We start from the raw sequence: 24,486 nt of genomic DNA on the forward strand, positions 1-24,486 counted from the left end.
AGTAAATATGAAAGTTGTTGTTATAGGCGGTAGCGCCGCTGGTATGAGTTTCGCAGCAAAATACAAACGTAATCAACCATCAGACGAAGTCATCGTATTAGATAAGCGCAGTTACATCTCTTTTGGAGCCTGTGGTCTACCCTACTTTGCAGGCGGCATGTTTGATGACACAGAACGAATGATCTCTCGTACGCCAGAGCAAGCCATTAAATCTGGTTTAGATGTTCGTGTAGAAACAGAAATGGTGTCGCTCGACCGCACTGAAAAACAAATTACGGTATGTCACCAAAATGAAGAAAGCGTCATCGATTACGATATGTTGGTGATTGCGACAGGCGCACGTCCGATCGTTCCCTCATTCGGTGAATTCAATCCAGAACACGTATACACACTAACAAGCATGGAAGATGGCTTAGCAGTCAAAGAAGCACTTAAAAATGCTAGTAAACAGCGCGTGTGTGTCATCGGTGCAGGCTTTATAGGTCTTGAAGTCTTTGATGCGGCACATGGCTTAGATAAGCACGTGACGATTATCGAACGTGAACAACACATTATGAGCCGTCAGTTCAGCCCAGAGATCATTGAAGTAGTTGAAGATGCAATTCGTGAATCCGGTGCTGACCTTAAAACAGGTTGCAGCGTATCTGCGATTCGCGATGCCGAGCAAGGTGGTTACATCGTAGAAACCGATAACGGCAATGTAGAAGCTGATGTCGTGATCCTGTCACTCGGCTTCAAACCAAACACTGAAGCATTCGACCTACCAAAAGCAGCAAATGGCGCTCTGTTGGTGAATGAATATGGTGCCACTGAAGATGCTTACATCCATGCTGTAGGTGACTGTGCCGTTGTCCATCATATGGCACTAGGCAAACCCGTTTATGTTCCTCTTGCAACTACAGCTAACAAACAAGCTCGCATGATGGCAGACAAGCTAGCAGGAAAAGACACTTACATGTCGGGCTTCTTGGGGTCGTCTTGCTTGAAAGTACTCGATTACGAATTGGCGTGTACAGGTGTATCTGAACTTCTGGCGAAAGAACATAGCTTAGATGTAAAAGTATCAACGATTTCAGATAAGAACCAAACTGATTACTACCCAGGCCAAGAAGACATCAAGGTGAAGCTGGTTTATCACCCAGAGACTAAGGTTCTTCTAGGTGGTGAGATCGTAGGTAAGAAAGGAGCGGTTGGCCGTATTAACGCACTAACAGTTGCTATCACCGCTAAGATGACCACACAACAATTAGGCTACATAGATTTCTGTTACGCTCCCCCATTTTCACGTACATGGGATGCTCTAAACGTGGCAGGTAACGTCGCTAAGTAAGCGAACTGATTGTACTAGTCCCAAAGAATATTCATTTCAACATCAAAGCAGGGCGATGACGCTCTGCTTTTTAGATAACCTGCAATCTTAGAGTTCATCTGATGGAAGAACAAAGTCGACATATAACGCAAAATTTCCGATTCCAGAGGCTTTAATACCATCTAAGTCTAAATCATTTGTCGAATAGATCATGGAAGAAACCCCCATGTTACTTAGTTCTATCGCCTTCTTATACTCACTCCCTAGAGAACCAAGGTTATCACCCCGATACGTCACAGCCTTAATTTCATTTAAATCAATCCACTCAAGAATAAATGGTGTATTTAGATCTATATTTAATGCGACATTATTAAAACCTAACTCTATTGCTTCATTATATTTATCTATACTGAATACTTCGATAATAGATTTATCTTTATCTATTATATATTTTGAAAGCAAGGCAAGATTTTTTATTTTATCCGTGACTAACACCACGTCACTTTCATCTAGAATATCAATAGCTGTAGATATATTTAATGTTTTATATTTATCATAAATTGTCTTTGATTCAAACTCTTTATAGCTAATAGACCCAGTATTATTAGAATTTGTCATTTCGTGAAAAGACTTCCAATCATGAACAGCAACAATCCTTCCATCCGATGAGATAAGTAGATCTAACTCGATCATCTTGAAACCATGTTCAATTGATTGCTCCATCGCTTCTAACGAGTTTGTATATTTTAATCCATTGATTCCCCCACCGGCATGTGCGATCAAACCACCAGAATTAACGATAATTTCAGAGATATTATTATGTTCATTTGGGTATGCCTTTACATTGCCTCTCCATACATCAATGACTACACTCATCGAAGGGCCGATAACAAAAGCTACCCAAAAACATATGAGAACTAGACAAAATATTGATATTAAGACTCTGATTCCTTTAAGTATCATGACATTTTACCTGTTGAGAACTGGGGCTGATGATAATGTGTGGTTTACCCTGTCAATATTGAGTTTAAACATGTTATGTATAGCAACTATAATAGCATTTGTCGGTAATAGATTTGTATTTCTTCTTCTCACGGTAATAATGACTTTTGATTTCTACTTAAGATTAAACTCTCTAAGCTTAGACTTAGGTGTCTTAGGGTCGGTTTTAGAGTCTAATCGAGGTGAAGCTCTTGAACATATAAAAAGCATTAGCGTCATAACATATGTAAAGGTTATTATATTTTCCATTCTACTTTTTTTATCATTTCACATTACCTTAGGAAAGGTTGGTAAGCCATTTTCATTAATTATGTTGATATTATTTTCCAGCATATTAATCACCAAATTTTATAGCTTACATGATAATAAAAAGACGACATACCTCAATGAAGAATACTCAAAAACAATCCATCATGAAGTGTGGTTTAGTTTTTTAGGGTTAATTACAGTTATTAAACCTATTTCTTTATATTATGAACTGTCTCTTCTCGAAGGGGGAAAATCAGTAATCTCTTCAAAATGGGAGAATGTTCATACAAATAATGTATTAAAGGATATTTACATCGTAAATATTGGTGAATCTGTTATTAAAAATCACTTCCCATCGTATAACGAAGAGAATGAAAAGATAAAAGGAGCAACCATATTTAATGGTGTTATTTCCCCATCCGTTGTTACATATTTCTCAGTCCCTCGAATATTATCAAAGAGCCTAGATGTAAACAGGCATGATAAAAACTTAAATGTGATAGATCTTGCTAATGATGCTGGAATGAAAACCTATTGGATATCAAATCAAGCTAAGATCGGGCAATACGAGACACAGGTATCCGCAATCGCGAGTAGGGCACATTACCAATATTATAAGAATACGTCTTATGATAAAGCTGAACCCGATAACATTCTCCTACCAGAAGTGATCAAGGCGATTCGTGAAGAAACTAAAAAGCCGAAAGTCATTTTCATTCATACTATGGGGTCGCACTATGACTTTTGTAAGAGGTTTGATGAGGAGATTTCACTAAAACCCTCAGATAACAAATACCTAGAATGCTATTCAAAATCAGTGACTTATGGCGTTGCTTTTATAGAAAAGCTTAGAGACCTACTCACGATGCATGATAAAACATATAAAATCATTTATTTTTCTGACCATGGCCTAACATCTGTAAACGTTCCACCGTATCTGATTCACGGAACTGGCTCACATTTTTCAAGGCAGGCAGTAGAAGTACCTTTCATAGCAATGAGTAATGATCCACAAGAAACGAAAATACATTCGGTTAAATATAACCTAAGAGACTTTTCAGACACATTTGCACAATGGGTAGGAATATCTTCAGAACAGACAGAGCAAAACAAAAGTATCTTCAATACCGAGTACATAGGAAAGGAGTATGACTCAGTGTTGACGAGTGAGTTCAAGGTAAGAAAAATCGACTAAGCGAACAACTGATACAGAAGATTCTGAATACCATAAAGTTTACTTAGTAAGTAACCTTCTCCACACATCAAGTTATCCCTTATTTAACACTGTGTAGGCAGATATCAGCTCAATTTTACTTATTCAAGAACTTCATTAACCTTGTTAGCAAAAAGCCTAATGAGATGATTTAGGAAACTCTGACAGTATTCGCAAGTGAATTAAGTGCGTGTGTAAATTTTTGGATGATACATAATGATTTGAAACAGATAAGAAAAAAGCCCGCTGATTTCTCAGCGGGCTTTTCAATGGTGGTGGAGGGATAGGGATTTGAACCCTAGAACCGCTATTAACGGTTGCCGGTTTTCAAGACCGGTGCTTTCGACCACTCAGCCATCCCTCCAACAAATTGTCATCAACAGATTAGTACACTGTTGAGGTTGTTATTTGCTACGCAAATAACAAAATTAAAGCCTGGCGATGTCCTACTCTCACATGGGGAAACCCCACACTACCATCGGCGCTATTGTGTTTCACTTCTGAGTTCGGCATGGAATCAGGTGGGTCCACAATGCTATGGTCGCCAAGCAAATTTTGCTTTTACTTCCAGTTTTTAAAAACTGAAGGCAAAATAATCTGGAAAGCTGCTTCTTTATTTAATAGAGCTATAAAAGTTTCTCTTCAAACGCATTCAAGGTCTGGTACATCTGAGTCCACAAAACCCCTTGGGTGTTGTATGGTTAAGCCTCACGGGTAATTAGTACAGGTTAGCTCAATGCCTCGCAGCACTTACACACCCTGCCTATCAACGTCGTAGTCTACGACAACCCTTTAGGACACTTATAGTGCCAGGGAAAACTCATCTCAAGGCTCGCTTCCCGCTTAGATGCTTTCAGCGGTTATCGATTCCGAACTTAGCTACCGGGCAATGCCATTGGCATGACAACCCGAACACCAGAGGTTCGTCCACTCCGGTCCTCTCGTACTAGGAGCAGCCCCTTTCAATTTTCCAACGCCCACGGCAGATAGGGACCGAACTGTCTCACGACGTTCTAAACCCAGCTCGCGTACCACTTTAAATGGCGAACAGCCATACCCTTGGGACCGACTTCAGCCCCAGGATGTGATGAGCCGACATCGAGGTGCCAAACACCGCCGTCGATATGAACTCTTGGGCGGTATCAGCCTGTTATCCCCGGAGTACCTTTTATCCGTTGAGCGATGGCCCTTCCATTCAGAACCACCGGATCACTATGACCTGCTTTCGCACCTGCTCGAATTGTCATTCTCGCAGTCAAGCGGGCTTATGCCATTGCACTAACCACACGATGTCCAACCGTGTTTAGCCCACCTTCGTGCTCCTCCGTTACTCTTTGGGAGGAGACCGCCCCAGTCAAACTACCCACCAGGCACTGTCCGTAATCCCGATTCAGGGACCAACGTTAGAACATCAAAACTACAAGGGTGGTATTTCAAGGACGACTCCATCACATCTAGCGACGCAATTTCATAGTCTCCCACCTATCCTACACATGTAGGTTCAATGTTCAGTGCCAAGCTGTAGTAAAGGTTCACGGGGTCTTTCCGTCTAGCCGCGGGTACACTGCATCTTCACAGCGATTTCAATTTCACTGAGTCTCGGGTGGAGACAGCGTGGCCATCATTACGCCATTCGTGCAGGTCGGAACTTACCCGACAAGGAATTTCGCTACCTTAGGACCGTTATAGTTACGGCCGCCGTTTACCGGGGCTTCGATCAAGAGCTTCGTCCGAAGACTAACCCCATCAATTAACCTTCCGGCACCGGGCAGGCGTCACACCGTATACGTCATCTTACGATTTTGCACAGTGCTGTGTTTTTAATAAACAGTTGCAGCCACCTGGTATCTGCGACTCTCGTCTGCTCCATCCGCAAGGGACTTCACTGATAAGAGCGTACCTTCTCCCGAAGTTACGGTACCATTTTGCCTAGTTCCTTCACCCGAGTTCTCTCAAGCGCCTTGGTATTCTCTACCCGACCACCTGTGTCGGTTTGGGGTACGATTCCTTACAATCTGAAGCTTAGAGGCTTTTCCTGGAAGCATGGCATCAATGACTTCACTACCGTAGTAGCTCGACATCGTATCTCAGCGTTAGTAGTGGTCCGGATTTACCTAAACCACCCGCCTACATACTTGAACCTGGACAACCGTCGCCAGGCCCACCTAGCCTTCTCCGTCCCCCCATCGCAATTGTAAGAAGTACGGGAATATTAACCCGTTTCCCATCGACTACGCCTTTCGGCCTCGCCTTAGGAGTCGACTTACCCTGCCCCGATTAACGTTGGACAGGAACCCTTGGTCTTCCGGCGAGGGAGTTTTTCACTCCCTTTATCGTTACTCATGTCAGCATTCGCACTTCTGATACCTCCAGCAGCCCTTACAGACCACCTTCAACGGCTTACAGAACGCTCCCCTACCCCACATACCCTAAGGTACGTAGCCGCAGCTTCGGTGTATAGCTTAGCCCCGTTACATCTTCCGCGCAGGCCGACTCGACCAGTGAGCTATTACGCTTTCTTTAAATGATGGCTGCTTCTAAGCCAACATCCTGGCTGTCTGAGCCTTCCCACATCGTTTCCCACTTAGCTATACTTTGGGACCTTAGCTGGCGGTCTGGGTTGTTTCCCTCTCCACGACGGACGTTAGCACCCGCCGTGTGTCTCCCGGATAGTACTTACTGGTATTCGGAGTTTGCAAAGGGTTGGTAAGTCGGGATGACCCCCTAGCCTTAACAGTGCTCTACCCCCAGTAGTATTCGTCCGAGGCGCTACCTAAATAGCTTTCGGGGAGAACCAGCTATCTCCAGGTTTGATTGGCCTTTCACCCCTAGCCACAAGTCATCCGCTAATTTTTCAACATTAGTCGGTTCGGTCCTCCAGTTGATGTTACTCAACCTTCAACCTGCCCATGGCTAGATCACCTGGTTTCGGGTCTAATCCTAGCAACTGTACGCCCAGTTAAGACTCGGTTTCCCTACGGCTCCCCTAAACGGTTAACCTTGCTACTAAAATTAAGTCGCTGACCCATTATACAAAAGGTACGCAGTCACACCACGAAGGTGCTCCTACTGCTTGTACGTACACGGTTTCAGGTTCTATTTCACTCCCCTCACAGGGGTTCTTTTCGCCTTTCCCTCACGGTACTGGTTCACTATCGGTCAGTCAGTAGTATTTAGCCTTGGAGGATGGTCCCCCCATATTCAGACAGGATATCACGTGTCCCGCCCTACTCGTTTTCACTGATTATGATGTGTCGGTTACGGGGCTATCACCCTTTATTGCGAGACTTTCCAGACTCTTCACCTGCATCATTAAAAGCTTAAGGGCTAATCCAATTTCGCTCGCCGCTACTTTCGGAATCTCGGTTGATTTCTCTTCCTCGGGGTACTTAGATGTTTCAGTTCCCCCGGTTTGCCTCCTGTTGCTATGTATTCACAACAGGATACTTGCTTATGCAAGTGGGTTTCCCCATTCAGGAATCCCAGACTCAAAAGGTTATTACTACCTAATCTGGGCTTATCGCAAGTTATTACGCCTTTCATCGCCTCTGACTGCCAAGGCATCCACCGTGTACGCTTAGTCACTTAACCATACAACCCGAAAGGGTTTCTATTTACTTTCACTTTAAAAAGTGAAGACAAATAAGCGTATGGCAACTAACCAAGGTTTTTGGTTGTCATCAAGAAGGGTTAATTCTTGATAACTGTTTGCCGGACTCAATTTACTTTTTGTTTCCACTTTTTAATAAAAAGTAGAATCAAAAAATGAACAATCATTTCTGATCATTCGAATACAAGACACTTGAATGTGTTTGTTGTGTTTATGCCGTTCTTATTAAATAAGAGCAGATAAACATTGAGAACTTTTAAATTTGATTTAAATAACTTCGTTATTCAAATCAGTCAGCTTTCCAAATTGTTAAAGAGCAAGAGTTTTTCGAGTTTTAAACTTTCAAAACCATTTTTAAAAACTCTCATTAGACTGTTGTCATCAAAGAATGTTTAAAGATGGTGGGCGATACCGGGCTCGAACCAGTGACCCCCTGCTTGTAAGGCAGGTGCTCTCCCAACTGAGCTAATCGCCCATGATAGTTCTTTTGTCTTCACTTTCAAAAAGTGAAAATAAAAGCCATTCTTCATGGAGAAAGAATGGTGGAGCTATGCGGGATCGAACCGCAGACCTCCTGCGTGCAAGGCAGGCGCTCTCCCAGCTGAGCTATAGCCCCATATTTTTATTTCCTTGGGAGGAAATGGTGGGCGATACCGGGCTCGAACCAGTGACCCCCTGCTTGTAAGGCAGGTGCTCTCCCAACTGAGCTAATCGCCCCAAATTTTTATTTCCTTGGGAGGAAATGGTGGGTCGTGCAGGATTCGAACCTGCGACCAATTGATTAAAAGTCAACTGCTCTACCAACTGAGCTAACGACCCTTTTTACTTCTTGAAGGAAGTGGTATCCCGTAGGGGAGTCGAACCCCTGTTACCGCCGTGAAAGGGCGGTGTCCTAGGCCTCTAGACGAACGGGACACTGCTAGTTTATCTCTACTTTAAAAGTAAAAACAAACTTCGAAGAACCTTGGGAGTTCTTCTTCTCTTTGCTTTTCTAAACCTAATCAATCTGTGTGGACACTCATCGTGACTATCTTCGTATAAGGAGGTGATCCAGCCCCAGGTTCCCCTAGGGCTACCTTGTTACGACTTCACCCCAGTCATGAACCACAAAGTGGTGAGCGTCCTCCCCGAAAGGTTAAACTACCCACTTCTTTTGCAGCCCACTCCCATGGTGTGACGGGCGGTGTGTACAAGGCCCGGGAACGTATTCACCGTGACATTCTGATTCACGATTACTAGCGATTCCGACTTCATGGAGTCGAGTTGCAGACTCCAATCCGGACTACGACGCACTTTTTGGGATTCGCTCACTATCGCTAGCTTGCTGCCCTCTGTATGCGCCATTGTAGCACGTGTGTAGCCCTACTCGTAAGGGCCATGATGACTTGACGTCGTCCCCACCTTCCTCCGGTTTATCACCGGCAGTCTCCCTGGAGTTCCCGACATTAATCGCTGGCAAACAAGGATAAGGGTTGCGCTCGTTGCGGGACTTAACCCAACATTTCACAACACGAGCTGACGACAGCCATGCAGCACCTGTCTCAGAGTTCCCGAAGGCACACCTGTGTCTCCACTGGCTTCTCTGGATGTCAAGAGTAGGTAAGGTTCTTCGCGTTGCATCGAATTAAACCACATGCTCCACCGCTTGTGCGGGCCCCCGTCAATTCATTTGAGTTTTAATCTTGCGACCGTACTCCCCAGGCGGTCTACTTAACGCGTTAGCTCCGAAAGCCACGGCTCAAGGCCACAACCTCCAAGTAGACATCGTTTACGGCGTGGACTACCAGGGTATCTAATCCTGTTTGCTCCCCACGCTTTCGCATCTGAGTGTCAGTGTCTGTCCAGGGGGCCGCCTTCGCCACTGGTATTCCTTCAGATCTCTACGCATTTCACCGCTACACCTGAAATTCTACCCCCCTCTACAGCACTCTAGTTCACCAGTTTCAAATGCAGTTCCGAGGTTGAGCCCCGGGCTTTCACATCTGACTTAATGAACCACCTGCATGCGCTTTACGCCCAGTAATTCCGATTAACGCTCGCACCCTCCGTATTACCGCGGCTGCTGGCACGGAGTTAGCCGGTGCTTCTTCTGTTGCTAACGTCAAGATGCGCAGCTATTAACTACACACCCTTCCTCACAACTGAAAGTACTTTACAACCCGAAGGCCTTCTTCATACACGCGGCATGGCTGCATCAGGCTTTCGCCCATTGTGCAATATTCCCCACTGCTGCCTCCCGTAGGAGTCTGGACCGTGTCTCAGTTCCAGTGTGGCTGATCATCCTCTCAGACCAGCTAGGGATCGTCGCCTTGGTGAGCCATTACCTCACCAACTAGCTAATCCCACCTAGGCATATCTTGACGCGAGAGGCCCGAAGGTCCCCCTCTTTGGCCCGTAGGCATTATGCGGTATTAGCCATCGTTTCCAATGGTTATCCCCCACATCAAGGCAATTTCCTAGGCATTACTCACCCGTCCGCCGCTCGACGCCCATTAACGCCCCCGAAGGATTGTTAGTGTCGTTTCCGCTCGACTTGCATGTGTTAGGCCTGCCGCCAGCGTTCAATCTGAGCCATGATCAAACTCTTCAATTTAAGATTTTGTGACTCAACGAATACTGACTTCAAAACTAATATTCATTCGCCTATTCGAAAATAAACAAAGAACATGTAATTCTAAAGCTATTACCCCTCTCTTCTTAAATAAATAGGAACAGAATGGTAATGAATTGACTGTGCCGAATAATTTCTTTCTACAAGAGAAAGTAGTTAAACGTATTGGTCACTCAGTTCATTGAAATCAAGTTTGTTACCGAAGTAACTGTTTTACTTCTCTTAATAAAAAGGGAAGATAAAACGTTTTGATATTCATCAACGAGTGCCCACACAGATTGATAGGTTTAAATTGTTAAAGAGCTTTGCTTATCGAAACTTTCTTTTTACAAAGAAACCTTTGAAAGCGGACGTGAATTCTAGCGATTTAATCTTAAGTGTCAAACACTTTTTAAAATTAATTCCTTTCGAACTTTCCGTCTTACTGATTACCGCTGAAGCCTTGTGGCGTCTGCCGTGTCAGTGAGGCGGCATTATAGAGATCATCGTAAACATGGCAACCCATTTTTTGATAAAAATTCAAAAAAGTTGCTTAAGCGTCTACTTTTACGTCAAAACCCTCTTTCATAGGCCAAAGTTAATACAATCAAGAGCATATAACTTAGAATTTCGCGACTAGATCTTTCGAAAATGCCTTTATATCCAGTTCGATACTCCACTTTTCACTCAGCTCCACTATGTTATCTAGCGATTGCTGAACCGTTTTTATCGTCAATGTATTGTTATCTAGGTCATATACCTGTTTTTGCGTAGTGTAATAGAAGTAAAGGATCGTCAGTGCTTCTCGATCGCCTTGCTCAGCTTTAGGTTGAATACGCTTGAGCTTGCGATAGATTTGATTGTGAGTTTGTTTAAGGTTCCACACATAAAGTGCTTCCTTAAAGTAATCATACCCTTTCACACGACTCGCGATAAAGGCATTCAGTGCGACTGATAAAATCACCCCGAGTACATTCAAATGGAAATTGCCTGTCGCTTCCCCAGTAACGGATCCAACTGAACCAAAAAGTTCAATCAGAATGCTACCGAATACGATGGCAAACAAGGCGAGTGACCCAACCAATGAAACCAACAGTAGGTTCATCTTCTTTCTATATTCTTCTTTATTAATCTTCTGTAACTTCATCACCTACTTCCTTATGTAAGTCACCTAATAATTTGCGCATACTATCTATGTCAACCTTGGTTCGCTTCAACCTTTACCGTCTTGTAATGTGGTCACTCTCTATTTAATACGTATAGTTCTTCTGGTCAGTACTATACATAACTCCATTTGACTTCATTAATAGAAAAGAGTTACATACCGCCATAATTTTGGTTATTCATCAATTCATGTTGATAAAGTCTGTTTCGCTTTATCACATACTGACAAGGTACATTCCATGCGTTCATTTGTATTACGCGCTCGCGCAGCCCCTACAGAGAGTAAACTTATCTTAGAAGGTGTTGGGCAAGACGCTCATACTGAGATTCTGGCTCATACTCTTATGAACACTATCTTCGTCGCTCAATCTCATCGTGAGAATGTCACCGTGCACCTTGTATTAGAAAGTACTAAAGACTTCTCACGTACGATCACTTTCGATTCAAATGAAATCACCAACATTGGCGGCTTTCATGAATCGGCATTGTTATCAGCGGTAGTAAGAGCGGTTGATGCTTCTCAAGGTATGACCAAAGAGCAGACTCGTCAGGTTGAACCGGGGATCGTCGTTCGCACTATGAGCTTTGAAAAATTAGTGAAAGAACTGGCTGAAGACCATCAGCTATACATGATGGATAAGAAAGGTGACTTTATCCGTGATGCAGAGATTGCTGAAAACCCATGCTTCCTTCTTACTGATCACATCCCTATGCCGAAGAAAAGCTACAACAGCTTAAAGCGCTTAGGAACAGAAAAGATCAGCTTAGGCCCGAACATGCTGTTTGCTTCTCAGTGTGTTGTGTTAATCAACAATGAGCTTGATTTAAGAGACTTCTGATTCAACTCATAGCTGTTGAAATAAAAATGGAGCGATCACGCTCCATTTACTCCTTTGTTCAGTTAACATCCGCACTAAAAACGAGCTTCAACTGTCATCCCTTCAACCCAATACTCTTCCGGCGGTGCTGTAATAAAGTCCAATACAACTTTCAAATACGCCGGCTGACCTTCAAACGGGCTTACTAACTGGCTTGGTAATTTGCTCACAACTTCTACCGAATCGGACACTTCAGCTTCAAAAGAGCTACCGTTAGGAAACTTTACCAACGCATTTGCTCCCTTTACCGCGTCTTCTAAATATTTAGGGTCTAGGTAAGCCACTATATGAGGAACGGTATTTTTTGCTATCGTCACTAGCTCATCGCCTTCAAAAACTCGCTGCCCTTCGACAACATGTATGTCTACGACGCGACCCGCATAGGGAGACTTTACCGATAACTCTTGCTCTCTTACACGCTTAAGGGCTAAATCTTTCATCAATGAACGTTTAGCCTGACTAACTGGTCCAGCTAACTCCCGCTCCTCTTCAGCCAATTTCGCGCTTTGATAATCAAGCTTTTGTTGATTCAACTGGTTGTTCAGCGAGTTACCCATTCCAACAATACTGGCATAATCCACATCCGATACTTGTCCTTTTTTACGATATTCTTCATAACGCTTTTGAATTTGCTGTACTTTACTGAGGTTCCGACGCGTTTCTGCAATACCGTTTAAGTGCAATGCTTCCATATCGCTTGGTAAATTGACTTTTAACCCTAACAGCTCCGCATGTATAAACTCAATTTGAGCTTCAATTTCCAAATTCGTCAATTGAATTGCAGTCTGTGCTCGCTCCACTTGAGTGCCGTCGTCTATGGGTATCGGCCCAACAATGCCTGCAACCTTAGCAGTCAGAGTAACTGGATAAGACGTAACAATAGCTGGAGCAATCACGAGAAAATTTGTCTTCAAGAAAAAATAAGCCACGAATACAAGTGGGCTTATTACCAAGCTCAAGATCAAATACCAACGAAAGCGATAGCCCCCTCTTTTTGCTTGTCCGTAAGCAACCTTTACACCGTCGTCCGATTGAGGTTTGTTTTTTTTATCCAGATGAAATTTTACTTTCATTGCTAAAACCTTTTGCCTTTTTTCAATACCCACCAAGGAGCCATACTCGACTCTTCGTGACTTCTTCTAAATAATTCATTAACCATGGAAAACGCAGTAATCAAGCGCATAAAAAACTGATAAAAAGGATAGAGGGGTAGCCATTTAGCCATTCTTAGATCCTCTTTCTCCCTTTCAGAAACTAAACCAATGTAAACAGTAAAAAATATAATTACGGTAAACAAATACACGCAATAAATTAGAATCATCAATGCAGCAACAAAATCAATTGAGTGAACCCAAAATATATAAAACATGAACACTGAAACTAGAATCGGCAGCAATACATTTTGCAATACACCATAAACGAGAGTGAAGATGAAATTCCCCCAACCCAGTAAACGGGGGGTTAGTCCTTCATTGTGTTTCCTCAAAAACAGAAACAATAAATCTCCGTCCCATCTAAGCCTCTGCTGTACTAATCCTTTTAAGGTATGAGGCACGTCAGTATGACCGACAGCTCTTGGTGCAAAAGCCAATCTATTATTTGGGTAGCGTTTCTTATATTGTTTAAGCCTCATCGTTAAATCGAGATCTTCAGCCGTATGCGTATCCCAACCTCCAACTTGTTTTAATACATTTTTTCTAAATGCACCAAAGGCTCCAGAAATATTATTTAGCACTCCCCAGTTTGAGAGCCCTGTTTTTCCTGCTTGCATAGACAACATATATTCTAGAGACTGCATACGAGTAAGTAAGTTGTCCTGCCAATTTCTTACACGCAACGCACCACCTGAAGCAATCACATTCTTGTCAGTAAATTGCTTCATCATTTGCAGTGCCATATCGTTATCAAAAGAAGTATCGCCATCAACATTTATAACAAAATCGCTGGTGGCATTATCTAAACCAGCATTCAACGTTGATACTCTTCCTCCCCTTTGCCACTTAGGTATAACTCGAACATTTCGATTTTTTACAGATTGATGTCTCTGCTCACCTCGAATCGCAGCTTGATAAGTATCTTCATTCTGAGCTGCACCATCAACTACCGCTAACACTTCAATCTTTCCGGGATACAGTTGCTCAACTAGTGTGTCTATCGTAATTTCAATCGCATCTCCTTCGCCATAACAAGTAATGACGAAAGATATGCTCGGGTATTCTGTTGTCTCAATATCACTCTCAGAATAAGACCAACGAAATATCCCTGTTAACACGAGTAAAAAAAGTGGCAGTTCAACAATAACCATCATGGGGAACAGCATGAGCCATAGCTCTGTATTTTCGAGTAACATCCCCCAAAAATATTGTTGAAGATTGAGGCTATTCGACAGCATAAATTTCGCCGACTTTACTCTCTAACCATGCCCCAACATCCTCTTTAACTATGGGGTCAGGAAGGCTCCAAGCAAACACATTCAATGTAAAATCGTCGTCTTCAATAAGTAGACAAAGGGCTTCTATTTTTTCACGCAGAACATTGATATGTTCCATCTTAGCTTTAGGCATAAATACGAAAAGAACATCACTTTTGTACTGACAACAAATATCTGAGTCTCTAAACAAACCGTTAAGGCGCTCAGTAATTTGCTCGATCAAAGCAAACATTTTCGCATCTCCATTCTTAGATACATATTGAGCTAAATCAGGAAGATGCAGACCTAGGAGAAGATGCTCTTCTTGATGACGGATAGCGATACGATTGACCCAATCAAGGAGGTTTGAAAAATACCCGCTGTCTACTTTGCCGCGTAGTGTCAGCTCTGGAGCAGATAATTTGACGCCGTGACGAAATATATACTCGCCCTGCACACCTAATTTTAATGAATAGATTTTCCGGACAACCAACTGAGAAACATCATTCTTGGCATCACAACTGAAACAAACAGCCAAAGTCTCAGCTTCAGAAAAGGAATGAGAACAAACGTTACATGAATGAGTCTCTAACGGGCGGTCATAATCCACACCGATATGACGAAGTTGAGTTAAACATTTAGGGCATTCCAGTTTATGGTTACGTTTAAATTGTCCTTGTTCGGCTACATGACCACAGGTGAAACAATGTAATGAGACACGCTCGGTAATATCAATGTCTTTACATGAAGGGCACACTTCGATGTAATTCAAATGAGCACTAGCGCAGTCAGAACATACACGGACTCGATTGATCAACTCATCATATTCAAACGTATCACGCTTGGTTTCTGACAAAACAAAACGATATGTAGAACTCAACTCTGGATAATATAAGTCGACTAAAGGGTAAGAATATATCGATTTCAGAGTCAGGGATCGATGAGGGACTAGTCGTCGGTCTTGCTCTAACCCTAACCATCCAATTAAAGGGTCTAAAGCCTCCGTCGATTCGGAAACACTGTTCAACGTTCTACTATGTTGGAGTAATTCTTCCTCAATAGTCTCTTGATTTAAAACTCCATCAGATAAACAAACTGACAATGCGCTAGTTTCAAATACATAAATCTTCCAAGACCAAAACTTTCTGCAACGGTGAAGTTGACTTAATAAATCATCTTGTACACTGGCTTCTGTGTTTAGAAAAACCACACCACCTAACAGCTCTGGTAGTTGCTCAATATCACTTACTTGCGCAATATCAAATCGATTTTCCGTATCAACTATTGGGGTCCCAAGACAGTAAATTTTTAATTTATCTCTCATTCATTAACTCCATACTTTTGACACTTCCACCGTCAAATAAACGTAACATTCTGAATATTAATGAATGCTATTGGATTGGTCGGCCTTATACAAATACTAGATATCGATGTAAAAACAGTCCAATTATTAACCAACAATATAAAATACTGACACCATTACATTAACAATACAGAAACATAGATATTAATGATAATTTTAAAATTATAGATATACAGCACTCCAAAAATTGGATAACGATACTTTTTTCAGACTAATTACATCAACTTTCGGAGCAATGCCTCTCTCTAACTCATTCAATCTTATAAATTTCTCATATCACTTCTATACTGATTCCAATCTTAATTAATCGTGTTAAAGGCAAAGGATGAGCGTATTAACCGTATTCTTCTGTGGAACAGGCTCAAACTCAGAAGACAACAATCACAAAAACTATGTTTCTGGCGAATTGATTTCGACGCTAGCGAAGAATGCAACGGGCAGAGACATGATTGACTACATTCAAGTGGATGGCGTTGGCAGTGGGAATCAGAACGAATGGTTGAAGCAAAGTAAGGACGACACATATTCTGGAGTTAAGGGAACATTGCTAGGCAAAGGCATCGACAGCAACATGCGTCATGTACTGAATATCTTGCGCGGAAACCAACAAGATAAGAATAACTACATGAAGAGAGCAAAAGGACTGCTTAGCGAATCTCGCCCAGAAAAATCCGCTTGGCCTTTCGCAACCAATCAGAAATATCAAGATTGGTTGAAAGATTCACAAGCTCTAGCTGCAGACTTAAAACAAGGGATTGCCGCTCGCCAACAGAACATTGCGATTGAGCGCCAAACTAAACCCATTAGCCAAGTTAACATCGTGGGTTGGAGCCGCGGGGGTGTCAGTTGCTTTGAATTGGCGAACCGAATGCTCAAAGATCCCAAGCTAAGCCATATTCCAGTCAACATCTTTGCGTGTGACCCCGTTCCTGGTGGGATGAACGCATTCAAGGATTACAAATTACTGGGCAAAAACGTCAAACAGATCGTATGTGTGTTTGCTGAAGACGAACGCTCTTTAGCTTTCAAAGCGAGAATGCCACGCTTGTCCCCTTCCACTAAATATTACACTACCTATATGCCAGGCCGACACGGTACTTTGGTGGGTAATGCCAATACCTCAGGCGGAAGTAAAGGTGCGGGTTTACTTACTGGCCCCGGGCTCGTGACTCGTGATTTCATGGAAAAAGTGTTAACGGGTTGGGGAACGCAACTTAAGGCGAACTCGACGTTGAACTTTTCTAGGCAACGCATCATTGAGCTATACGAGCAAATGCGCAGCAATGAAGAATACTTCAATAAAATGCACGGCATGACTTACACGGCAAAGAACCGACTGTTATGGACAAGCAAAGATCGAATCGGTCAGCAGAGGGAGCGTCGCTATGGTATTCCAATGTATCGCTTTCAGTTCCCCGGAATCACTAACAATTACGGTGATGCCATTAATCGTCATCACTGTGATGTATTAGCCACCAATGCTTTCGCTGCATACGGTACTTCGGCTGCGCTGCCAAACGCAGTCTGATAATCATGCTTTGTTAAACACATTTCAGGACGGGACAACCTAAGCAAAAAAAGAGCTCAACTAAGTGAGCTCTTTTTTATTATCTATCTATTGGTATCAAAGGTGTTTGGTATCAATGGTGTTATCTCGAAATCAGAACTGATTAACCAAAGATGAAGCTGTATAGGAAGCCCGCACCCATCGCCATGCTTAGGATAACGAATAGGAATGCTGCAATCATTTGGTTTTTGAAGATTGATTTAAGCAGGATAACTTCTGTCAAACTTGCACCCGCACTACCAATGATCAATGCCATTACCGAACCTAACGCCATACCTTTCTGAACTAGAGCAGCACTTAGTGGGATTACCGCTTCAGCACGAATGTACAGTGGAATACCAATCACGGCTGCTACAGGAATCGCATACCACATACCTTCACCAGCGTACTGTGCAATTAGGTCTGTAGGAATGAAGCCGTAGATGAATGAACCAATCGCGATACCCATCATTAGGTAAGGGAAAACTTGTTTGAAGTCTTTCCAAGTTGAGAACCAAATTCTCATCCAACGGCTAGGCTCTTTCTTCTCTACGATTTCAGCTGTTGCGCTTCCATCCGCTGAACAGCATGAAACCGTTACTTGTGGCTCTTCTTTTTTAGAATCGCAGCAAGATGTCTCTTTCGCCATTACGGGTGCAGGTTCGCCACATGCACTTGTACCACATGAAGATTCTGCTTTAACCGGTGCTGCTTTCTTAGGAGCAGAGTCACCACAGCTAGTGCCACAGCTTGAAGCTGAACCTGTTGATTCATACGCTTCAGGTTTTACGTAACGCTCAAAGCCAAGCTTCTCAAGTGCGTAACCTGCCACTACAGATACTGTCATTGCGACTAAGAAGTAGAACACAGCCACTTGCCAGCCGAAGGTAATCACGAACAAACCAATGATCACTGGGTTCAATAGAGGGCTACCGAATAGGAACACCATCATTGGACCGAAACCCGCTCTTGCACGCAGCAATCCTTTTAGGAAAGGAATGGTCGAACATGAACAGAAAGGTGTAATTGCCCCCAATAGTGCTGCTACTACATAACCCTTGCCATTACGTGAGCTCAGGATAGATTGAATCTTTTCTGGTGTAAGGAACTCTTGAAGAATCCCAACAATGTAGCTGATCGCTAAGAAAAGGATAATTAGCTCTACTGCTAAGAAAGCGAACATATCAAGTGCGTCTTTTAGCATTGTTAACATTTCATTGCTCATAATTAACTCCAAACTGGATTGAAGGTCGGGCTCTATGAGAAAAGTAACCAACCCTTAATTTCGAATATTCTCGAATTATAGAAATAAACAGCTCCAGATCAAGCTTTATTTCGATAAAAATCGAAATGATTTTCGAAAACACAGTTTTTCAATGACTTACACAGACACCGTTTTTAAATTTGAATTCATCATACATTTCGACTAACATCGAAATTAAATCTTGAGGAGTTAATATGAACTTAGAAGTCGTTGCGAAAGCACTTAAAGAGTTGGGGCACCCTATTCGCCTAACCATTTATAAGAGTGTCGTTAAAGCTGGCTACCAAGGCATTGCAGTTGGCGGCCTACAAGAAGAGCTAGGCATTCCCGGTTCTACCTTGTCTCACCACATATCCAGCTTGGCGTCTGCGGGCCTAATCAGCCAAAGACGAGAAGGAAGAACTCTATTCTGCGTGGCGGAGTATGAGTGCCTAGAAGGTGTGATTGATTTCTTACAAGACGAGTGTTGCGTAAATGAACAGTGCAACTGATGTACCTTTGAACGGGGCGCCTTTGAATAAGGCACCTTTGAAGCTCGAGCAAGTCTGGGCCGAGTATCAGCAAGCATTAAAGTCATTCCTGCATTCAAAGGTCAACAATTCTGCGGATGTAGACGACTTGCTCCAAGATATCTTGATTAAGACCTTTCAGAACTTAGACAAGGTACAAGATGCGAGCAGTGTTAAGGCTTGGCTGTTCCAGTTAGCCAACAACACCATTATCGACTTCTACCGTAAGCATGCACGCCAACAACGTGATAGCCAAATTGGTGCTGAAGATCTGTGGTTTACCGATTTAGACCACGACTCTGAATTTAAGCAGAAGCTTTCATTGTGTATTGAACCTTTTATTCAGGCACTACCAGAACAAAGTTCATCGCTACTGCTTGCGGTCGACATCAAAGGTCAAAGCCAAAAAGAGATCGCAGAAGCGCAGAACGTCAGCTACTCAACGGTTAAATCTCGCGTGCAAAAAAGCCGTGCTGATCTTAAGAACCTGTTTGAAGAGTGTTGTAACTTGTCTCTTGATCAACAAGGCAATGTGATTGATTGCGAGCTTAAGTCGAACACCAGCTGCGGCAAGTGTTAATCGTTACATCGAATCCGTTATTTCAATAGAACAAAGCCAGCAATTGATGCTGGCTTTGTTGTTTTCATAATCTGCAAATCACGCTTTGCTTAAGCGAATCTAGTGCTTAAGCGAACCTAGTGCTTTAGAGAACCGAACTATGCTGCTTCGGCTTTTACCACAGGTTGATAGCGCCCCGGTTTATGGTTCATTGCTAGAATCAAGTTGGTGACTATCGCACCAAGCACAGACAGAAGAACCAATGACACATCAACAATGAACAGAGAAAGCACAACAATCGTGCAGTCTAATGCCATCTGAACCTTACCCGCTCGAATTCCAAAACGTTCTTGTAAGAACAACGCCAGAATGTTGAAGCCACCTAAACTCATCTTGTGACGGAAAATCACCAACATGCCGGTACCAATCAAGCCACCACCAAGTAAAGCTGCATACAATGCATGAATTTCGGCAATTTGAATCACGTGATACAAGTGATCCACAGCGAACGAAACAATCGAAACAGCGATAAACGTATTGATGGTGAAGCGCCAGCCCATACGAGCAACCGACAAAATATAGAAAGGTAAGTTAAGTGCGAAGAATACTTGGCCAAAGCTCAAATCTGTTACTTTGGTAATGAAGATCGCTAGACCAGCCGTGCCTCCGGTGAGCAAACCGACTTGGTTGAAAAAGATAACGCCGAGTGAAACCAGTGCGCTACCTAAGAGCAGTGCCAGTAAATTTTCGCGAAGGTTATGATCTTTATCCATGTGAATGACTCTCCCTGAATCTTTTAACATCGCGTTTCAGTAGTTTTGAAACGATTTATGCCCAAATTTACGATGTTTGACAGATAAGTCGAGTGAATGGCCAATGTTGATTAGTGATTAGTTTGTATATTAGTTTTTACAGTTTTGTGAAATCTTTAATTAAACAGACAGTTACAATCTTTCATTTGGACTTTCATTCTTAATTACATACTTCTATCTATTAACCAGTAAACTTCGAGTTTTCCTATTTATTGGTCACGTTTCGCCCCAATTCTAACGACGCATAAATCTATGCGTAAAACGCATAGACTAAATCACAAATGGTCATTTGATACATACCCTACTCGTCATTATGATGCGCGACTTCTTACAACATTGAGCGCATATAAACACCTTATGTTTTCACAATCTCTTTTTGCCCAACTGGCCAGAATGACGCTATTTCTCATCATTAGTTTGGTTATTGTGCATCACAGTCAGCCATTGATTGATCTCTTGGCTCAGCATGCCGTGAGCAGTGGCTGCCACCAGCAATCAGCGCATGAGCATTCTGGGCACGAACATCACCATGAGATGACTGACCAACACATGTCAGCGCAAGACCACTCACATCACCACCATTAATTTAAGAGTATTAGAATGAGCATTTTCCGTTTTCCTTTACTGGTATGGCTTGGGATCGGCACACTTATTATCAGTCTAGGGATCAGACAATCATTCGGCATTTTCATGATGCCAATTTCAGAGCATTTCGGCACGGGTCGCGAGTTTTTCAGCTTCGCGATTGCGCTACAAAACCTATTGTTTGGCGTGTTCCAACCTTTTGTTGGTATGGCTGCTGACAAATGGGGAGCAAGACGCATCATTATCGCTGGCGCATGTGCTTATGGTTTGGGTTTACTTCTTACCTCAATTTCTACCGAATCGAGCATGCTTTACGTTTCACTAGGCGCACTCGTTGGACTTGGGTTAAGTGCGACAAGCTATGTGATCGTGTTAGGTGCAGTAGCAAAAGTAGTACCTGCAGAACACGCAGCTAAGGCATTTGGTTTAACCACAGCAGCAGGCTCGTTTGGCATGTTCGCTGTGATTCCAGGCGCCCAATACATGTTGAACGAATTTGATTGGCAGAGTGCGATGCAAGTCTTTGGCGTGCTTTGTTGTTTCATGATCTCATTTGCGCTGTTTATGCGAGCGCCGAAGTCGGCAGCCAATAAACAGATTGAAGACAACCAGACACTAAAAGAAGCGCTATCTGAAGCGTTTGCTAACAAAAGCTACTGGTTAATTCACGCGGGCTTTTTCGTGTGTGGTTTCCATGTCATGTTCATTGCAACGCACTTACCAAGCTACCTAGCAGACAAAGATTTGCCTGCGAGTAGTGCAGCGATGGCACTGGCTTATGTTGGTATCTTCAATATCTTCGGATCTTACTTCTGGGGTGTGATGGGCGATAAGTTCAGCAAACGTCATGTAATGTCGGCACTGTACTTAGTGCGTACTGTAGTTATTGGTGCGTTTGTGACTTTGCCAGTGACTGAGTCAACCGCGGCTATCTTCGGTGCGGCGATTGGTTTCTGTTGGTTGGGTACGGTTCCGCTAACGTCTGGTTTAGTTCGTCAGATCTTCGGTGCTCGTTACCTGTCGACGTTGTACGGCTTGGTATTCTTTACTCACCAAGTGGGTAGCTTCTTAGGCGCTTGGGTTGGTGGTCGTATTTACGATTACTACGGATCTTACGAGCCAATCTGGTGGTCAACGGTGGTACTGGCATTTGCAGCAGCACTGATCCATTTGCCTATCAATGACAAGCCGATTGAGCGACTGAAATTGGCAATGGCTTAACGTTTTATGCTGACTCCCCCCACTAGCGTAAGCAACAAGTCGTTCCAATAAGCGAGTGAGTATTGAAAGGAAGTATCCTGATATGCTCACTCGCTTTTTTGTTAGTCGTTATTATCCAAATGATAACTAACGAAACTTGCATAAACCTCACTGAATAATAAGACTATTCTTTTCGTTTTAATTTATAGTATCCACTCGCTCCTTTAAAACTAATTCGCAGGCTTATGGAATACCTAGATCAGACCGCCCTTATCGCGATGGCACTCATTTTTGTCGGTTCGTTTGTGCAAACCGCAATCGGCTTTGGCTTGGCTATTGTGGCAGCCCCACTGTTGTTTTTAGTCTCACCTGATTACGTACCCGCGCCTATCTGTCTCGTTGGCCTGTTCATTTCTATATTCAATGCGTTTAAACACCGAGCAAACATTTCTATCGGCGGATTAAAAATTGCACTGCTTGGCCGTATTCCAGGTTCAATTGCAGGCGGAGCCTTGCTGGTAATGGTTTCAACGAGCGTGCTGTCACTATGGTTAGGCTTATTGGTGGTATTTGCCGTAATTGTTAGCCTACTGCCATTCAGACTCGAACCAACCCCAACTAAAATGGGTATTGCGGGGTTTTTCTCAGGATTCTTTGGCACTAGTTCCGGTATTGGTGGCCCTCCGATGGCGCTACTACTGCAGCATCAAGATGCAAATCAACTACGTGGTAACTTGTCTGCCTTTTTCGTGTTTAGTTCGATCATTTCATTGATTGTGCAAATCCCAATTGGCTTCTTCACGATGCACCATTTGATCATCACAATCCCGTTGCTTCCTGCGGCTTGGTTGGGTTACAAAGTGGCATTGCTGACGACGCAAAGCATCCCTAAAGAGAAAATACGCATCGGTTCTTTACTGCTATGTTCTATCAGTGGCTTTACTGCAATTTGGCAGGGCTTAGCTAGCTAGTGATTTTCGATAAAGACGGGAAGAAGAAAAACATCTTAGAAAACCAACACAGTTCAAACACCCAATAGATAAAAGGACGCTCTATGACTTACGACGAATTCAATGCATTCTGCCAGTCACAACCTGCAACCAGTTATGTGATGCAGTGGAATAACTCCCACGTCTGGAAAGTGGGTGGCAAGGTGTTTGCGATAGGTGGTTGGGGACCAAATGACGAGCCTGCGTTTATCTTCAAGGCATCCGATCAGAATTTTGATTTCCTGAAAGAAGAGTCAGGCTATAAACCTGCTCCTTACTTTGCTTCGCGCGGAATGAAGTGGATCCAACTTTTTGAGAGCACATCAAAAAGGGATGAGGAGCTGAAGTATTACCTCACTGAATCACACCGAATTGTGTCTTTAGGGCTAACCAAAAAGAAACAAGCAGAACTCGGGCTCAACCAATAACGTTTGTCACGTATTGCGACTCTGAGCCCTAGTTTTTTGTAATGAGGAACGATGACTAGGAAGTCTGTTTCAAAAATGCAGATAAATAGCGTTCTATTTTTTGCTCAGACATGAGCGGCACCAATAAATAAATTAAACCCGCAAAAGCGATAGATCCGGCTAAGTCTTCAGGTCGATGCATGCCAAGCCAAACACGGCTATATGCGACACCACCAGCCCAAACCAACAAACCGCCGACTAAATAAAAGCGTTTCGCCTCTAGGAACAATCCCCCAAAAAACGCCAAACACACACCTACGAAAATCATGTGTCCAGATGGGAAAGAGTAGTCGGTTTCACCCAGCCAATGACGTGTTCGCCACTCGCTCACCTTATCTTGTACAGACTCAATAGCAGCATTCTTTTCTACCAATGGCAGTTCGTAAAACAGCTCTGGTATTTCAACGACTTCTTGCGTCACCAAATACTCAGAATAAGGACGAGGGCTCTCAGTGGAATGCTTTAAGAAGGTTTTCGCTGCAAAGCTAAGCACCAACAACAGGCCGAGCTGCAGACAAAGGCTGACTAACTTAGCTTTGGAAAACTTCATCGTGAGCAATACTAAAGACAACACAGCGAGCGTCACCAAGAACCCTTGATTACCTGCTGAGTAAGTCACGAACGTCATTAAGACGCCATAGAAAGGCAAAACCGCACTTCCAAGATCAAAGTCCGATCCAAAGATCAAAAAAGGTACGAGAGAATACAAACTTAGAACGAGCAGTAATAAGCCTTTGGATTTGTTAGAGAACAGAGAAGTCATGGCT

Annotated in this window: 18 protein-coding genes, 6 tRNA genes and 3 rRNA genes; 9 read left to right on the forward strand and 18 right to left on the reverse strand. The window is 43.1% G+C overall.

Annotated features, from left to right (window positions below):
* Window positions 1–7: 7 nt before the first annotated feature.
* Window positions 8–1,330 carry a CoA-disulfide reductase gene (locus tag M4S28_RS16665; protein WP_249633261.1) on the forward strand — a complete coding sequence of 441 codons (1,323 nt, stop codon included), beginning with the start codon at window positions 8–10 and terminating at the stop codon, window positions 1,328–1,330.
* An 87-nt stretch (window positions 1,331–1,417) separates the two neighbouring features.
* On the opposite strand, the gene M4S28_RS16670 is transcribed toward M4S28_RS16665, so the two are convergent.
* Window positions 1,418–2,272, reverse strand: a complete 855-nt coding sequence (locus tag M4S28_RS16670) for a glycerophosphodiester phosphodiesterase family protein (RefSeq protein ID WP_339385622.1) — start codon at window positions 2,270–2,272, stop codon at window positions 1,418–1,420.
* On the opposite strand from M4S28_RS16670, the gene M4S28_RS16675 reads away from it, so the two are divergent.
* Window positions 2,172–3,755 (forward strand): phosphoethanolamine transferase, encoded by a 1,584-nt coding sequence (locus tag M4S28_RS16675; RefSeq protein ID WP_249633263.1) that lies wholly within the window; start codon window positions 2,172–2,174, stop codon window positions 3,753–3,755. The genes M4S28_RS16670 and M4S28_RS16675 overlap by 101 nt on opposite strands.
* A 291-nt stretch (window positions 3,756–4,046) precedes the next feature.
* On the opposite strand, the gene M4S28_RS16680 is transcribed toward M4S28_RS16675, so the two are convergent.
* The 10 genes from M4S28_RS16680 to M4S28_RS16725 form a co-directional block, all read right to left on the reverse strand.
* Window positions 4,047–4,137: transfer RNA gene (locus M4S28_RS16680), tRNA-Ser, on the reverse strand.
* Window positions 4,138–4,206: 69 nt separating this feature from the next.
* Window positions 4,207–4,322, reverse strand: a 5S ribosomal RNA gene (gene rrf, locus M4S28_RS16685).
* Between the two features lie 148 nt (window positions 4,323–4,470).
* Window positions 4,471–7,364, reverse strand: a 23S ribosomal RNA gene (locus M4S28_RS16690).
* Window positions 7,365–7,782: 418 nt separating this feature from the next.
* A tRNA-Val gene (locus tag M4S28_RS16695) sits at window positions 7,783–7,858 on the reverse strand.
* Between the two features lie 65 nt (window positions 7,859–7,923).
* Window positions 7,924–7,999: transfer RNA gene (locus M4S28_RS16700), tRNA-Ala, on the reverse strand.
* A 25-nt stretch (window positions 8,000–8,024) separates the two neighbouring features.
* Window positions 8,025–8,100, reverse strand: a tRNA-Val gene (locus M4S28_RS16705).
* A gap of 26 nt (window positions 8,101–8,126) precedes the next feature.
* Window positions 8,127–8,202, reverse strand: a tRNA-Lys gene (locus M4S28_RS16710).
* 20 nt (window positions 8,203–8,222) lie between these two features.
* A tRNA-Glu gene (locus M4S28_RS16715) sits at window positions 8,223–8,298 on the reverse strand.
* A 123-nt stretch (window positions 8,299–8,421) separates the two neighbouring features.
* Window positions 8,422–9,976 (reverse strand): 16S ribosomal RNA (locus M4S28_RS16720).
* Together the 16S, 23S and 5S rRNA genes with 6 tRNA genes alongside form the textbook arrangement of a ribosomal RNA operon.
* A 619-nt stretch (window positions 9,977–10,595) precedes the next feature.
* Window positions 10,596–11,120 carry a DUF3087 family protein gene (locus M4S28_RS16725; protein WP_249633264.1) on the reverse strand — a complete coding sequence of 175 codons (525 nt, stop codon included), beginning with the start codon at window positions 11,118–11,120 and terminating at the stop codon, window positions 10,596–10,598.
* Window positions 11,121–11,376: 256 nt separating this feature from the next.
* Here M4S28_RS16725 and trmY point away from each other — a divergent pair, with 256 nt between their 5' ends.
* The gene (gene trmY / locus M4S28_RS16730; protein WP_151418100.1) at window positions 11,377–11,976 is read left to right on the forward strand and encodes a tRNA (pseudouridine(54)-N(1))-methyltransferase TrmY; all 600 of its coding nucleotides are present in this window, start codon (window positions 11,377–11,379) and stop codon (window positions 11,974–11,976) included.
* A 74-nt stretch (window positions 11,977–12,050) separates the two neighbouring features.
* Here the strand turns inward: trmY and M4S28_RS16735 are convergent, their stop codons facing one another.
* The 3 genes from M4S28_RS16735 to M4S28_RS16745 are packed head-to-tail and all read right to left on the reverse strand — an operon-like array spanning window position 12,051 to window position 15,749.
* A complete protein-coding gene (locus tag M4S28_RS16735) occupies window positions 12,051–13,124 on the reverse strand; it encodes an HlyD family secretion protein (protein ID WP_249633265.1) in 1,074 nt (357 codons plus the stop codon).
* Window positions 13,091–14,407, reverse strand: a complete 1,317-nt coding sequence (locus M4S28_RS16740; protein ID WP_249633266.1) for a glycosyltransferase family 2 protein — start codon at window positions 14,405–14,407, stop codon at window positions 13,091–13,093. The genes M4S28_RS16735 and M4S28_RS16740 overlap by 34 nt, the downstream gene beginning before the upstream one ends.
* The gene (locus M4S28_RS16745; protein WP_249633267.1) at window positions 14,394–15,749 is read right to left on the reverse strand and encodes a TackOD1 domain-containing metal-binding protein; all 1,356 of its coding nucleotides are present in this window, start codon (window positions 15,747–15,749) and stop codon (window positions 14,394–14,396) included. The genes M4S28_RS16740 and M4S28_RS16745 overlap by 14 nt, the downstream gene beginning before the upstream one ends.
* A 364-nt stretch (window positions 15,750–16,113) precedes the next feature.
* Between M4S28_RS16745 and M4S28_RS16750 the strand changes: the two genes are divergently transcribed.
* Window positions 16,114–17,316, forward strand: coding sequence for a hypothetical protein (locus M4S28_RS16750; RefSeq protein WP_249633268.1), 1,203 nt, complete (start codon window positions 16,114–16,116; stop codon window positions 17,314–17,316).
* A gap of 142 nt (window positions 17,317–17,458) precedes the next feature.
* Here the strand turns inward: M4S28_RS16750 and M4S28_RS16755 are convergent, their stop codons facing one another.
* A complete protein-coding gene (locus tag M4S28_RS16755) occupies window positions 17,459–18,559 on the reverse strand; it encodes a permease (protein WP_017070391.1) in 1,101 nt (366 codons plus the stop codon).
* A gap of 233 nt (window positions 18,560–18,792) precedes the next feature.
* Here M4S28_RS16755 and M4S28_RS16760 point away from each other — a divergent pair, with 233 nt between their 5' ends.
* A complete protein-coding gene (locus M4S28_RS16760) occupies window positions 18,793–19,089 on the forward strand; it encodes an ArsR/SmtB family transcription factor (protein ID WP_004733042.1) in 297 nt (98 codons plus the stop codon).
* Window positions 19,073–19,687 carry an RNA polymerase sigma factor SigZ gene (gene sigZ, locus M4S28_RS16765; protein WP_108203144.1) on the forward strand — a complete coding sequence of 205 codons (615 nt, stop codon included), beginning with the start codon at window positions 19,073–19,075 and terminating at the stop codon, window positions 19,685–19,687. Before M4S28_RS16760 ends, sigZ begins: the two co-directional genes overlap by 17 nt.
* Window positions 19,688–19,824: 137 nt before the next feature.
* On the opposite strand, the gene M4S28_RS16770 is transcribed toward sigZ, so the two are convergent.
* A complete protein-coding gene (locus M4S28_RS16770) occupies window positions 19,825–20,439 on the reverse strand; it encodes a DUF6198 family protein (protein ID WP_009846279.1) in 615 nt (204 codons plus the stop codon).
* Window positions 20,440–20,899: 460 nt separating this feature from the next.
* A complete protein-coding gene (locus M4S28_RS26555) occupies window positions 20,900–21,049 on the reverse strand; it encodes a hypothetical protein (protein ID WP_017076875.1) in 150 nt (49 codons plus the stop codon).
* A gap of 29 nt (window positions 21,050–21,078) precedes the next feature.
* On the opposite strand from M4S28_RS26555, the gene M4S28_RS16780 reads away from it, so the two are divergent.
* From M4S28_RS16780 to M4S28_RS16790, 3 genes are all read left to right on the forward strand, one after another.
* A complete protein-coding gene (locus M4S28_RS16780; RefSeq protein ID WP_249633270.1) occupies window positions 21,079–22,284 on the forward strand; it encodes an MFS transporter in 1,206 nt (401 codons plus the stop codon).
* Window positions 22,285–22,508: 224 nt separating this feature from the next.
* On the forward strand, window positions 22,509–23,234 hold the full coding sequence (locus tag M4S28_RS16785) for a sulfite exporter TauE/SafE family protein (protein ID WP_198592567.1): 726 nt from the start codon (window positions 22,509–22,511) through the stop codon (window positions 23,232–23,234).
* 83 nt (window positions 23,235–23,317) lie between these two features.
* A complete protein-coding gene (locus tag M4S28_RS16790) occupies window positions 23,318–23,680 on the forward strand; it encodes an MmcQ/YjbR family DNA-binding protein (RefSeq protein WP_249633271.1) in 363 nt (120 codons plus the stop codon).
* 55 nt (window positions 23,681–23,735) lie between these two features.
* Here M4S28_RS16790 and M4S28_RS16795 read toward each other — a convergent pair whose 3' ends face one another.
* Complete coding sequence (locus M4S28_RS16795) at window positions 23,736–24,482, reverse strand: phosphatase PAP2 family protein (protein ID WP_249633272.1); 747 nt, start codon at window positions 24,480–24,482, stop codon at window positions 23,736–23,738.
* Between the last annotated feature and the right edge of the window lie 4 nt (window positions 24,483–24,486).

It is taken from the genome of Vibrio sp. J383, assembly GCF_023503985.1.
GTDB lineage: Bacteria > Pseudomonadota > Gammaproteobacteria > Enterobacterales > Vibrionaceae > Vibrio > Vibrio splendidus.

Excerpts from the sequence above, each read along its gene's own strand:
- sigZ (WP_108203144.1), top strand. The coding sequence starts at position 19,073 with ATGAACAGTGCAACTGATGTACCTTTGAACGGGGCGCCTTTGAATAAG.
- M4S28_RS16740 (WP_249633266.1), bottom strand. The coding sequence starts at position 14,407 with ATGCTGTCGAATAGCCTCAATCTTCAACAATATTTTTGGGGGATGTTA.
- trmY (WP_151418100.1), top strand. The coding sequence starts at position 11,377 with ATGCGTTCATTTGTATTACGCGCTCGCGCAGCCCCTACAGAGAGTAAA.
- M4S28_RS16760 (WP_004733042.1), top strand. The coding sequence starts at position 18,793 with ATGAACTTAGAAGTCGTTGCGAAAGCACTTAAAGAGTTGGGGCACCCT.
- M4S28_RS16795 (WP_249633272.1), bottom strand. The coding sequence starts at position 24,482 with ATGACTTCTCTGTTCTCTAACAAATCCAAAGGCTTATTACTGCTCGTT.
- M4S28_RS16750 (WP_249633268.1), top strand. The coding sequence starts at position 16,114 with ATGAGCGTATTAACCGTATTCTTCTGTGGAACAGGCTCAAACTCAGAA.
- M4S28_RS16725 (WP_249633264.1), bottom strand. The coding sequence starts at position 11,120 with ATGAAGTTACAGAAGATTAATAAAGAAGAATATAGAAAGAAGATGAAC.
- M4S28_RS16785 (WP_198592567.1), top strand. The coding sequence starts at position 22,509 with ATGGAATACCTAGATCAGACCGCCCTTATCGCGATGGCACTCATTTTT.
- M4S28_RS16790 (WP_249633271.1), top strand. The coding sequence starts at position 23,318 with ATGACTTACGACGAATTCAATGCATTCTGCCAGTCACAACCTGCAACC.
- M4S28_RS16665 (WP_249633261.1), top strand. The coding sequence starts at position 8 with ATGAAAGTTGTTGTTATAGGCGGTAGCGCCGCTGGTATGAGTTTCGCA.
- M4S28_RS16770 (WP_009846279.1), bottom strand. The coding sequence starts at position 20,439 with ATGGATAAAGATCATAACCTTCGCGAAAATTTACTGGCACTGCTCTTA.
- M4S28_RS16755 (WP_017070391.1), bottom strand. The coding sequence starts at position 18,559 with ATGAGCAATGAAATGTTAACAATGCTAAAAGACGCACTTGATATGTTC.
- M4S28_RS16780 (WP_249633270.1), top strand. The coding sequence starts at position 21,079 with ATGAGCATTTTCCGTTTTCCTTTACTGGTATGGCTTGGGATCGGCACA.
- M4S28_RS16675 (WP_249633263.1), top strand. The coding sequence starts at position 2,172 with ATGACTACACTCATCGAAGGGCCGATAACAAAAGCTACCCAAAAACAT.
- M4S28_RS16670 (WP_339385622.1), bottom strand. The coding sequence starts at position 2,272 with ATGATACTTAAAGGAATCAGAGTCTTAATATCAATATTTTGTCTAGTT.
- M4S28_RS16745 (WP_249633267.1), bottom strand. The coding sequence starts at position 15,749 with ATGAGAGATAAATTAAAAATTTACTGTCTTGGGACCCCAATAGTTGAT.